Origin of the sequence: Pseudomonas fluorescens (assembly GCF_902497855.1) — a bacterium.
In the GTDB taxonomy this organism is placed as follows: Bacteria; Pseudomonadota; Gammaproteobacteria; order Pseudomonadales; family Pseudomonadaceae; genus Aquipseudomonas; species Aquipseudomonas fluorescens_BI.
The window spans coordinates 164208-176183 of sequence record NZ_CABVHU010000014.1 but is presented as its reverse complement, the minus strand read 5'-3'; the positions used below and the strand labels follow the sequence as shown (position 1 = coordinate 176183).

At 52.1% G+C, this 11976-nt stretch carries 12 protein-coding genes and 1 pseudogene; 4 read left to right on the top strand and 9 right to left on the bottom strand.

Annotated elements, in window-relative coordinates; translation table 11 throughout:
• On the bottom strand, window positions 1-1989 hold the full coding sequence (locus F8N96_RS25560) for an RNA-binding domain-containing protein (RefSeq protein WP_046045539.1): 1989 nt from the start codon (window positions 1987-1989) through the stop codon (window positions 1-3).
• Window positions 1990-3134: 1145 nt separating this feature from the next.
• Between F8N96_RS25560 and F8N96_RS25550 the strand changes: the two genes are divergently transcribed.
• Complete coding sequence (locus F8N96_RS25550) at window positions 3135-4115, top strand: integrase domain-containing protein (protein WP_150800167.1); 981 nt, start codon at window positions 3135-3137, stop codon at window positions 4113-4115.
• A complete protein-coding gene (locus F8N96_RS25545; protein ID WP_150800166.1) occupies window positions 4112-4387 on the top strand; it encodes a hypothetical protein in 276 nt (91 codons plus the stop codon). Before F8N96_RS25550 ends, F8N96_RS25545 begins: the two co-directional genes overlap by 4 nt.
• A gap of 176 nt (window positions 4388-4563) precedes the next feature.
• On the opposite strand, the gene F8N96_RS25540 is transcribed toward F8N96_RS25545, so the two are convergent.
• The 5 genes and pseudogenes from F8N96_RS25540 to F8N96_RS25520 form a co-directional block, all read right to left on the bottom strand.
• Window positions 4564-5553, bottom strand: coding sequence for a retron St85 family RNA-directed DNA polymerase (locus F8N96_RS25540; RefSeq protein WP_150800165.1), 990 nt, complete (start codon window positions 5551-5553; stop codon window positions 4564-4566).
• Window positions 5550-6545: a retron St85 family effector protein gene (locus F8N96_RS25535; RefSeq protein ID WP_150800164.1), complete on the bottom strand. Its 996-nt coding sequence runs from the start codon at window positions 6543-6545 to the stop codon at window positions 5550-5552. The genes F8N96_RS25540 and F8N96_RS25535 overlap by 4 nt, the downstream gene beginning before the upstream one ends.
• 750 nt (window positions 6546-7295) lie before the next feature.
• A complete protein-coding gene (locus F8N96_RS25530; protein WP_224789629.1) occupies window positions 7296-7646 on the bottom strand; it encodes a hypothetical protein in 351 nt (116 codons plus the stop codon).
• Entirely contained in the window at window positions 7612-8010 is a 399-nt protein-coding gene (locus F8N96_RS25525) for a carboxymuconolactone decarboxylase family protein (protein ID WP_150744857.1), read from the bottom strand. Before F8N96_RS25525 ends, F8N96_RS25530 begins: the two co-directional genes overlap by 35 nt.
• Window positions 8011-8267: 257 nt before the next feature.
• A pseudogene (locus tag F8N96_RS25520) lies at window positions 8268-8384 on the bottom strand (3-oxoacyl-ACP reductase); the annotation flags it as partial.
• A gap of 203 nt (window positions 8385-8587) precedes the next feature.
• On the opposite strand from F8N96_RS25520, the gene F8N96_RS25515 reads away from it, so the two are divergent.
• Complete coding sequence (locus F8N96_RS25515) at window positions 8588-9577, top strand: Abi family protein (RefSeq protein WP_150800163.1); 990 nt, start codon at window positions 8588-8590, stop codon at window positions 9575-9577.
• A 155-nt stretch (window positions 9578-9732) separates the two neighbouring features.
• Here F8N96_RS25515 and F8N96_RS25510 read toward each other — a convergent pair whose 3' ends face one another.
• Genes F8N96_RS25510 through F8N96_RS25500 form a run of 3 tightly spaced genes read right to left on the bottom strand, consistent with a single transcriptional unit; the run spans window position 9733 to window position 11360 of the window.
• The gene (locus F8N96_RS25510; protein ID WP_150800162.1) at window positions 9733-10443 is read right to left on the bottom strand and encodes an SDR family NAD(P)-dependent oxidoreductase; all 711 of its coding nucleotides are present in this window, start codon (window positions 10441-10443) and stop codon (window positions 9733-9735) included.
• A 42-nt stretch (window positions 10444-10485) separates the two neighbouring features.
• Window positions 10486-11142: a DsbA family oxidoreductase gene (locus tag F8N96_RS25505; protein WP_150800161.1), complete on the bottom strand. Its 657-nt coding sequence runs from the start codon at window positions 11140-11142 to the stop codon at window positions 10486-10488.
• On the bottom strand, window positions 11139-11360 hold the full coding sequence (locus F8N96_RS25500) for a tautomerase family protein (protein ID WP_138963756.1): 222 nt from the start codon (window positions 11358-11360) through the stop codon (window positions 11139-11141). The genes F8N96_RS25505 and F8N96_RS25500 overlap by 4 nt, the downstream gene beginning before the upstream one ends.
• A gap of 220 nt (window positions 11361-11580) precedes the next feature.
• On the opposite strand from F8N96_RS25500, the gene F8N96_RS25495 reads away from it, so the two are divergent.
• Complete coding sequence (locus tag F8N96_RS25495) at window positions 11581-11904, top strand: helix-turn-helix domain-containing protein (protein WP_150800160.1); 324 nt, start codon at window positions 11581-11583, stop codon at window positions 11902-11904.
• The last annotated feature ends 72 nt before the right edge of the window (window positions 11905-11976 follow it).

The window sequence follows — 11976 nt, the reverse complement described above, 5'->3', positions numbered from 1 at the left end:
CTACTCCTCGTCCTGCCCACTAATGTACGCTTTGTACGCCTGCCTTTCATGAGTCGGCTTGGACGGAAATGCCAACTGAATCTGCCTGCTTTTCACCATTCCATTCAAGTACTGCTGACGGAGGGCATCTGGACTGCGCTTTACCAAATTAGCCAAAACGTTGAGCGTCAGATAGTGCTCCTTGCATAGGGTGATAATCACCTGTTGCATACGATCCTTTTGCATGCGCTCTCGATTGCGCGGCTCCTCAGCCAGTATTTCGAGCTTTTCTCGAAACCCTGCATCAAGCCTGTCCAAAGCATCGATCAGCGGCGCGTCAATATGATCGCTCAACAAGCAGCCATCATCGTTTCGCTGCATATCCAGCTCGACCTTATGTTCGGAGCTACCTGCGTTATGTTCGGAGCTAGCCCCGTTATGTTCGGAGCTGCCGGCGTAATGTTCGGAGCTCTGTAGCGGACCTGCGAACACTTGCTCCGGCGTAGGCAGTTGCTCACCCGGCAGGTGATAAATCATGCCCCGTGAGCGCCCGTCGGGCACAAGGAATCCCTCGCGTACCAACCGTGCAAGCAGTTGGCTCAAGTCATGAGCATGAGTATCACAAATCTCAAGGAGACGATTATGGCTGACCACCCGCTCAATCGCGGCTGTGGCCAAAATCAACCTAGCAGTATGTTCCAAGCTCTCGAAACGAACCCCAAATCGCTCTCGTAACTGCTCCACCACCCCTTCTGGAAGCAAGTCCAACATGCGAAGCTCAAGAAGGGTTTGCTCGGGCTCGGGCTTTTCATAAAGGGCTGGCGGTCGCCAATGCTGGCTGCGCCACCCGCTGTAGATTTTTGGAACCCCAGAACCACCACGCTCGCCAAGACCGATAAGAAGAAACATTTGGTGCATTAGCCTGTTCCGGCAATCGCTGGTACCACCTTGCAACACCTGCTCAAGGGGTAAACGTAAGCCGCCAGGATTGCGAAAACCAAACAAGTCAGGACGCTTCACGACTAACACAGAAACCCGCCCGGTATAGTCGGCATGGACCAAGGTATTAACCAAAGCCTCGCGCAGAGCTTCATGTACCGGTGTGTCATCCTGGCGCTGATCACCTTTGAGAGCGAACGGTACCTTTAAGTCCTCAACCAACTTGCGATAAACCCGCCGGTAGAAATCAAACAGATTTCCTGACCAGGTTCCATCAGGGACGAGCCTATCCACCCAACGTAGTTCTGTTTTGGCGTACGGCCGCTCCTGATAGTCCACAAAGTAATGCGGCACACTCTCTTGGATCGAAAGCCAGCGTCCGAACATGAGTAAACCTGCCAGAGTCAGCCCTTCGACTCCGTTCGCGCGGTCCTTACGCCAACCTCCTATCTGTCGGAGAAACTCAATCCCTTGGTGCTCCAGCGCTGGATGGCTTGGTTTTATGTCGCTTAGCATCTGGCGGTAGATACGCAGACTGTCCGGATCAATGTCCGCGAAGTCGTAATTCGGCAAAATCCGCTCGTCCCGACAGTCCTCCACTTGCTCTGCGAACATGCGGCGAACATCTTCCTCAGAGCAACGCCGATCACCCTCATGTAATCGACGATAAGTGTTACCTAGCGGCTGACCATTGAGAAATACCGGCTTCTGCTTACGCGAAGCCGCCGGGATTTTCACTTCAAGTACCTGCTTGCCCTCCAGCTCTCTGACGACCACCTCCCGGTCAGTCAGCAGATTGACACTGACCTTGGCCGGATTGTTGAGGGTATTGAACAGGTCAGTACGTACTTTCTCGATATTTGATAGGCCTGCGACGCTGAACTGCCCATCCTTCTCGCGCACGCCAAGCAGTACTACCCCACCCTGAGTGTTAGCAAAAGCGGAGTAGGTTAACCAGAAATCCTTAGGCAACTCTCCCTTCCCATCCTGCCCCTGAGCGAGCTTGCATTCGAGCTCGACAGATTCAACCAGCGAGGGCAGGTCTTCAAGGGTGTGGGGATTGAGTGACATCAAAGACTTCCTAAATGATCAGCCGGCTTCACGTAGCTGCAAAAGGTCGAAGAAAAGACATACGTGCGGGGATTGTACTCAGTCTTCCATAGTCGCACGCAACTCGACGAGCGGAGACTGATCATGAACTGGTGGAGCCGATTCCCAGTCACCCATCAGCAGGAGGATGTCACTCCTCACGACTCTGCACGAATGTCACACGGCCAAAAGCCAATCGCGGCGCAGCAAAGTAAGCGTACGTTCTCGAAATCTCGATGATCCGCTTGTCCACGCGGGTCCATCCAAGCGGGGCTGCAAAGCCGCCCTGCTTGGCTGGACCTCACTTAAAAAATCTAAAGCCCACGCAACTGCCTGTGGAAAACCACTGATTTCCACCGGTGGATAATTTCATCCACAGCCGCAGAACTCCCGAAAATTCGAGCCTTGACCCGAATTATCCACAGGCGTAGAAAAGATCGGGCAAAGCGCTGTCGTTGACAGCAACCCAGGTAGCCAGAACCTTTGAGGCTACGCCACACCGTGGTGGTTCTCCCAAAGTGCGATTAGCGTCCGGCGGCTCGCACGGTCACAGCGATGTGATGGATGCCTACTTTTATCAGTGTGCCCACTGCGGCAACTCATCCCCTTTCATAGCTGCCCTGCAGCAACCTATCCGCTTGGCCATTTCCTTGCGCCAACCTGCGCCCGTCTCTTTCTTCCGGAAAGAGACGGGCGCTCCTACCGCTGCTGCAGCCCAACTCGTACAAGGCTTTGCGGCATTCCCCCTCGTGACAATCGGCGTGACAAACACCGAAAAGTCACCAGCAACAGCGATGCAGATGATGGTGCCGCAGCCCACGGAATGGACTGCACCTGACTGACAGTCAGGCATGCCCCAGTCATCGCTTCACTGCCTTCACCCGACTCAGGATCTCGCGGCGCTGGGCTCGTCAGCCAGCGCAGCCTCCACCCGCCCACTTCTTTGGAAGTGTCCAGGAGGTCAGATCATGAGATGCCCAAGCTCCCGGCCGTAAGGAGCCGCCAGTCCCGCGTTAGCAGACAACCCTCACAGGTCGCAGGGGCCTTGATCCCTGATAGCACTCAACATCCATGGCGGGATGACGTGGGGAAGTTTTTAAAAGTTTTGCTTCGAGAGGAGTTGGATCATGGCATTGGTCGGTAGACGGGACGGGCGAAATTTTGGATGGGGTCGGCAACTGAGCTATGCCGGGCCACAGGCATTGCGCGATATGTTTGGCGGCGGGCATTACGGGACAGTCAAAGCACACAGTGATCGGTGGCAGGCGTTTGTGCGCTGGTGTCGGTCGGAGGATGGGCCGGGGTTTAACGATGCGCGAAAAATTGATCGGCAGACCTTGTTGGACTATGCCGGGCATCTGCGGCAGCAAGTTGAACAAGGGGCTATCTGCATCGCCACCGCGCAAAACCGGTTATCCAGCGTGAACCGGACCATGGCCGCGCTTCGCGGTGATCAGTATGTAAAAGTGCCGAGTCCGAGCAAGGCGCTAGGGATGTGGCGCACCAGTGTTCGCCGCTCGGTGCCGCAAGGCCAAGACCGCGAACACGTGAAGCGGATCGTCGACGTGCTCTGCGAACACCAAATGCCGCGCGCCGCGGCCATCGCGCAGTTGGCGCGAACCACCGGCATGCGCTTGCGCGAGGCCATTTTGGCCGACCTTCCTCGACTGCAACGGGAAGCCGAGAGGTTCGGCAGAATCAACATCCAGGATGGCACCAAAGGTGGCCGCTCAGGCGCTTCGGCATCTCGCTGGATCACGGCAGATGAGCATATTCGTGACGCGCTGAGGTTTGCCGAACAGGTCTCGCCCGACGGTAGCCGCAACCTGCTTGCACCGGACGAACGCTACCTCGATTTCCAACGGGGAATCGTCCGCCCGGCACGGGACATCCTCCATCAGCACAACCTCAAAGGCTTCCACGAATTGCGGGCGGCTTATGCGTGCGAACGCTATGAGCAAATCACCCTTCATCCCGCGCCCATCAACGGCGGCCGTTGCTATCAACTCAACCAAAGCCTCGATCGGGAGGCCCGAGACCAAATCAGCTATGAGCTGGGGCACGGCCGTATCGACGTGGTATCGGCTTACATCGGGGGTCGAGCATGAGCAAGCCATTCAACATGGAGCTGTTTCTGGCGGGCATCCTGACCGGGTCGCACGCCACACGCGAGCGTCACCTACGCCAAGCAATGGCCATTCAGACGGCAATTGCTACCCGCTGGTACCGAGACAATCCATGGACTTGGCAACGAAAGCATCTGGCCTGGTTTCTAGGTCACCACGTAAGCGAGTGTGCTGCATCAACGCGCTATTACTATCTGCTGACCGTGCAGCTTATCGCTATTCGCTTACGAAAGTATTGGCGGTTCACGTGCTGAGCGAAACTCACCCCCCATCACGGACATCAGGTTGACCATGACACACAAAAGGGGGAGTGACCGACAGAAAGCTGCCAAAAGCGGACAAGCGAATAAACCTAAAAAAGCAGTTCCGCGCGCCGCCTAATCAGCACGAAGGAACTAACCTACGAAGATTGGCTAGCGATGCGTATGACTTAAAAAACATCACTTACGGGAAGCGTCTCTTCCCCTAGAGACCCAATGACTTCTGGCTTAGATTGAAAGGTTTCGATCAAGTACAAAGCCGGCAAGCCATACTTGTCTAGTGCAGACTTGTAGAATGCGGGCTCTACATATTTTGCAAATGCAAGCAGCCCCTTCAAGTTATGCATTTCTTCATTTGTCATCTCTCCCAGGGAGCTCTTATGAATCAAGGATCGTATATATCGCTTACGCTCTCTCCCTAAAGAAACCTGGTTCTCATTATTTATAACCAGACCAGTAACGTGACGATTGCTCTTCTTAGAAGAAAATACAGTTTTTTGCTCATTCACCTTAAGGGTCGGATAATCAATTTCTTTGCATAGGCTTCTGACATAGCTTGGCATACTTAGAAGCAAGCCCTTCACATTTGTGGTGAGGGTGATATCGTCTGCATATCGTGTGTAGGTGATTCCTAATTTTCCGCAATAATCTTGGAGCACACAATCAAAACCATACATGAGAGTATTAGAGATAAACGGAGACGATGGCGCACCAATGCTTAATCTATATGTGGGGTCCTGTTTTCTGGCCCAGAAAAATAATTTCCGGATCATGTATGCGTCTTCGGCCGTTATAGCTCCCTTATGCTTAACTATATGATTTATAAGGTCCGACGGCGCCATCGAAGGAAAAAAATCTGAAAAATCCATTTTAAGTAAATATTGATTCTTTGCATGCGCCTCCGCATTATCCTTAATACTCAACCCTTCTCTGTAGGCTGCTGCGCATGAATGAACAGGCAATTCGGACAAGAACTCTTCAAGTACCATCCGCTGCATCATTTTCAATACATCACTCGGCTGAGCAATAATTCGAAAACCTTTCCCACTCTTTTTAGGTATAGGGTAAACCTTGTACCTGTATGGAGCAGTTTTTATAAAGGAGCGTAACTCCCCAGCACTAATCATAAATTTTTGCGAAAGCGATTCAAGAATACTCATACTGCCGCTCCAACTTCAGGTAGTGCTGCTACAACTGGCGGAGGTGGCGTTGATGAGGGCGGTAAGCACACAGCCTTTATCACCTGAAGCCTTTTTGACTCACTGTCATTAGTTAAATAGAATTTCATTGCCGAAAGCTTTGCCGATGTTGGCTCAAATTTTCCGGCGAAATTAACCTTCACAATGTCTTTTGTGGCATAGTAATACTCTACATGTCCGCGCTTAGCCATGCCTATGAGCTTAAACTTTGTAAGGAGAAATATAAGCCGCTTGGTCTTTTCTCTTCCGATAGCAAGCCCAAGTTTACCAAGAAAATTTTCAATCTCTGTGATTTTCAAAGCTTGAAAAGTTTTTACAATTTCATATATCACAAAGCTAACGTGACCCTCGTTATCTTTGTTGAAAAGCTCTGATTTATCTTGATCTGAGACGATGGCTAAAATGTCGCTTCGCATTTCCGCCAAAGAATCCTTAAGGGATCCTTTCATATCTACTTTTTCAGTATTTCCAATTTTTTCCCATGGATACGCACATACACTTGATTCTTTAATATCTTGTAAATGCCGAAGAGGGCCAAGCTTAATAAACGATTCTTCTTCGTAGTGTTTCTCGTTTACAAAAACTAGAATCTTATTTCGCAGAGCTCTATTTCTTACAAATAGCCCCAACTCAGTAAGTGCACCGGCACTTTCTAACACTATGACTATAAGTGATGAGATGTGGGCTATATCACTTTCAAAGACCAATAGGTCACGATATATGGAATCGTGTATCCAGTCCTTAAATTCCTCAGCAAGAGTTATGCTTTCTGCGAGGTCACAACGTGTTTTATTGAGGTGCTCGACAAGAGCTCCGCGCACCGACTCTGGTTCTGCAAGCTTGACATCAACCTTTCCGCCGCAAAGAAATAAGATCGGTTGTTCATGCACAATTCGAGAGGTTTCGAGTGTGATTTGAGCGAGATGTTCTTCCCTTTTATCGTCGAACTTCACTATTATCACTCAAATGCGCGTTTCTTATCTCATGCCACCACCACCCTAATAGCCTGAGAGAATAGAGGGAGGAGGGAGGGCTCTTTACCAAAGATATAGCGACGAAGTCCCGCGTGGGCTTTAGGAGGAGGAACGACGACTGAGGCCCACGCGGGACTTCGTCGCAACTAAAGCCGATCAATAAATTAGAGTCTGGCTATACACCCGACTAGAGCACGAAGCCCCAAAGCACGTAAAGAGACCTCCATTTTAGGGGCGAAGTGCCAGCAGTCAAGGGGGGTGATGGCATTTTTTCAAAAAAACATCCAGTACTGCTCTCTCCACAAAACTGATACAGGATGCAGATCAACCCGACGAAATGGCATAAACCTTTATGAGGTTTCGAAAGGGTGGTCACAATGCGCTCGTTCCACGATTGCAAAATGCAATCAGAGACTGGAGCAAATAAACATTCCACTAGAAAGCGGACTAACGACAAGGATAGTTTTAGGGATAGAAAAAATACGCGCCAATATAAAATTCTTTATTTACATATAGTTATAGAATTTTTCGACTCTTGGTGCCGGCACCATACAAAACAAAGCCCTCGTAGAAATACGAGGGCTTTGTTGTTTCTGGAATGTTCACTTTTTGCCCATACACTGGAACCTGTGGGAGCCTGGTCGCGATGAGGACGTAGATCAGGAAGCGTCGTTATTTAGTTCAGATCAATCACTACGGCTCTTTTTGGCCCTATCCACTTCTCAGAGGTCATTTGTTCCCGGATGCTGCTCCCGCCCTGGGGCCTTCGCCGAGAAAGGGGGCGGTTTCCACTTCCAGCATCAGCAACACCATTTCCGTCAACTCGGCGTCGGACTTCTGTCCCGCATAGAGGTCATGGAGTGCTTTGGCGAAGGGAATGCGCAGGTCCTGGTTTTCTTCGCGGGCAGTATCGCTGTAATGCATTAATTCGCCGATGGCTCGCAGCACAGCCGCTTGCCACCGAGCGGTGGTCCTCGGACCATCGCTGGTGATTGCAATCAACTTATCCTTCGTCAGCTGGCGAAGGGCAGGTTCGCGCAACGGCTTAAGCGGCTTTGGATTGCGAGTGATCTTTGACATACCGGACGATACTCAGGGTTTCCTGCCGGAACTGCTCATAGTCGATCTGCTGGGCGTTAATAAAGGTGCTGCCCATCATGGTCAACGCCCCCATGAAGCTGGCTTCGGATATTTCCTCGTCGCTCGCGCCAAACAAGCGCGCGGCTTCGGTATGGAACAGGGCGCAATACTTACAACGGGTCGCCCCGGACACCGCCAGACCTATCAACTCCTTGTACTTATTAGGAATCTTGGTATCCGCCAGCCAGAAGTCCCGGGCCACGCCCCAGAATCCGCTCGCGCCGCCTTCCGGCATCTGCTTGATCCACTCTGGTACTTGACCCAGGGTCTGTTCAATTTCCCGATAGGTATCTTGAATGGCCATTTGACACCTCCTGCCTCTATAGAGATATCTGCTCCAGAGATACAAGTTTAGTTCGCTGGCGGCCATGCCAGAGCCGTTAGCAGGACGACTCCAGTAATGAATGCTTAAACATTGTAGAAACAACAGGATGGATTTAGATTTTTTCGGCGCAATGACGACAAGTGACCAGTGCGAGAAATTCTAATGTCGATGAAGCCGCTTTGACCGGGAGTCCAAACAGCGCCGCCGAGATTAGTCGGTGACGCTGTGCACTGGATTTAACGACCTGCGCTCTGCCCACCATCAACGTGCAGAATTTCACCGGTAACAAAATTGGCGCTGTCCATATACACAACTGCCTGAGAAATATCGCTGATCTCGCCCATATGCCCAACCAGGGAAAATAGATCCGTCCCCTTCCGTCGGTCCCCTTCCCCGTCCAAATCTGCCGGCTCACCGAACCGTTACAATTTCACTTCGGCATGGCATTGACGACCCCTTCCAGCTACCTATAATGCACCCCAACACCCGCCAAGCCTAGGTTGACCCAGTCAGCAAGCTCAAATCGTGCGGGTTTTTTTTGCCTGGAGAAAACTACATGAGGCCCTTCGACAAGCCGGCCCTGCGCGTAGAACAGCAATTGGAACTGCTAAAGCAACGGGGCTTGTACGTCGCCAACGACAATCGGGCCATTCGGTTTCTAGAAGTGGTCACGCTGTTTCGCCTGAGCCCATATATGCGCCCTTTTCAGGAACCAGATCCTGAACACAGCTTCAAGCCCGGCAGCACGCTGAAAGCAGTCGTCGACATCTATCGCTTCGATGGTACGTTGCGACGCATAACCATGGATGCCATCGAACGTGTCGAAGTCGCTATGCGGGCGACCATCAGCAATCACATGTGTCCTAAATATGGGCCTGACTGGATAGCCGACGCGTCAGTCCTCTCCTCGTCTTACCGGCATCCCGAGCTACTGCGCCCCCTGCGGGAGCAATTGCATAAAGAGCGCAACAAACTCAGACGTGATATTGACCGCCTCCAAAAAGGCCGACAGGCCGATGGGCTACAGCAACAACGGATCGAAAACCGTATGCGCGATAATTATTTTCGATACTACGGAGCAACCTACGCCCACCCTGAGCTCCCACCCGCTTGGGCGGTATTGGAAGAACTCAGCCTTGGGACGGTTTCGACCCTGTTCAATGCCATAGGAAAAAGTGCCGATAAGAAAGCTATCGCCACCAGATTCCGCCTGCCCTTCGATGTATTGGCCTCTTGGCTACACACTCTGACCTTCATTCGAAACTGCTGCGCGCACCACTCACGGCTTTGGAACCGAGAACTCTCGATTCGACCATCCTTACCAAAAGAATGGGTCATTCCGAACGCACCTGCCGACGGGCCTCAGCCTAAGCAGCGTCTGTACATCGTATTGACGATGCTTGCATACCTGACCGACCTGATTAGTCCAGACAGCCAATGGAAGCTGCGCTTGGCCGAAATCGTGGATCAGCAGGAATTTGGTTATTTGAGACTTATGGGATTTCCAAATGATTGGAAACATCAGCAGCAATGGTGCCTGAGATAAGAAAGCCAGAAAACAAACCCTAACTGTCCAGCTTGATCAATCAAGCCGAAAATCTTGGTCTATCCGCATCAGGTCAGCCGCTGATACCGCGCACCATAAAAAAAGCCCTCACATCAATGCGAGGGCTTTGATTCCGGGGTTTGAAAAAGCAGGTCTTAGTGACCCGCGCTCTGCCCACCATCAACGTGCAGAATTTCACCGGTAACAAAGTTGGCGCTGTCCAGATACACAACTGCCTGAGAAATGTCGCTGATCTCGCCCATATGTCCGACCGGGTGCAGATTCCCCAGCGCTTCATGAGTTTCTTCACCATGCATCGGCGTCTTGATGATACCGGGAGAAACCGCGTTCACCCGAATCCCGCGCTTGGCGTACTCGATGGCCAAAGATTTAGTCGCCGCGTTCAGCCCACCCTTGGTCAGCGACGCCAGTACCGACGGCACTCCGTCGATGGCATGGTCCACCAGGCTGGTGGTGATGTTCACCACGTGACCACTGCCTTGTTTCTCCATCTCGGTAATCGCGAGTTGGGTGATGTAGAAGAACCCATTCAGGTTCACCGAGAGCACATTGGCGTAGTCTTCAGCGGTGTATTCGGTGAATGGCTTGGCAACGAAGATCCCGGCGTTGTTAACCAGGGTGTCGACGCGACCGAAACGTTCGATCGTTTCACGGATAACTTGCTGGGCGACCTCCGGGTTACCGATGTCGCCCGCCACAGTGAGGATATCCGGGTCGGTGGATGGTTTGATCGAACGTGAAGTGGCGACGACCTTGTAGTCCAGGTCACGGAAAGCCTTGACCATGCCTGCGCCGAGACCTTGCGAGGCGCCAGTGATAACGATGACTTTTTTCGAATTGCTCATGATGAACCTCTACTAATAAATAATGGTTTGAAAAGTAAGTAATCAGGCTTCAGCGGGGGCCTTCGCCATTTGTCTCAACATCTGTTCGTAGTACTCGACCGACTGCGAACCGGACACCAGGTGTCGACCGTTGAGGATCATGGCCGGTACCGAATTGATCCCGTGCTGGCGGTAAAACGCTTCAAGCTCTCGCACTTCGTTGTAGAACCCTCCGGACGCCAACACCTCTTGAGCCGCCGCCGCATCCAGTCCCGCTTCAGTGGCCAGACGAACCAGCGTCTCGCGATCGCTCGGGTTCTGGCCGTCGGTGAAGTAAGCGCGCAACAGGATTTTCTTCAGTGCGACCTGCCGCCCTTCCTGCAACGCCCACAACATCAGCCGGTGAGCATCGAACGTGTTGTAGAAGTGAGTGCGCTTCTCCAGATCGAACGTGAAACCGATGGCCGCGCCACGTTCGATCTGCATCGCCTTGCCAGCGGCGACGTCTTGGGCGGTGCGCCCGTATTTGCGCATCAAGTGCTCGACCGCTTTCTCGCCTTCCGCCGGCATGTCCGGGTTCAACTCGAAGGGCTTGTAGGTCAGCTGGACCGAAACTTCACCCGCCACGTTCCCGATCGCTTGCTCCAGTGCCGTCGCACCCAACGCGCACCACGGGCACACCACGTCGGAGATGAAATCGATGGAGACCGACGGCGTCACGACTTCCCCTCCTCTTCAGCCAGTTGCTTGCGGTATTGGGTGGTGGTGATGCCGGCGTAGCCCCAGTTATCGGTGTCGACTTCTTCGATCACGATGTGGGTCAGGTGCGGGTCCTTCTTGAGGACACGTTCCAGTGTTTCAGTGATTTCGGCGATCACCTGAGCTTTCTGCTCAGAGGTAACGCCATCGCGGGTGATGCGTACGCTTACGAAAGGCATGAGGAAGATCTCCGGTGACCTGCTCATCGGGGTGATGGGTAGGTGTTGGAGCTCAATGTATGGAGTTAGCTGGAGGGGATAAAGGTGGGGGCGGGAACATCATTAGTTACTTGGTGTAATGGATTCCGTCGCGAAAGCACTACATGTTTGCCTCTAATGGATCAATCGAATAACCTGCATTTATCGAAAATTTTAGATAACTCAAAGGAGGGGGACATTCATGGCCATTCAATTTTTCGACAGCCCATTCCATGTCACGCATGAAAAAGAAGTCTCCAGTAAAATCGCGCTGAAGATGGAGCTTTCGATGTTCATCACTGACTGCATCAAAACCCTTGGCCTCAAACAGAGTGAAGCCGCAACCAGGTTGAACGTGACCCAATCACGCATCTCAGAGCTCACCACTGGGAAGATCGAGAAATTCACGATCGATGCAATGATGGACATGCTGGATAAACTGGGCTTTCGCACCACGTTTACATTTCCGTCCAACGATGCCGGGGCCACGCCTCAGATCGTTATTTCACAAGCTAACGTCTGCTAGATGTTGTACGACTTTACTATAGGACTTCGCCCCTTCTGATGTAGTCCGTTTTGTTACGTGTCGCAATTTTCC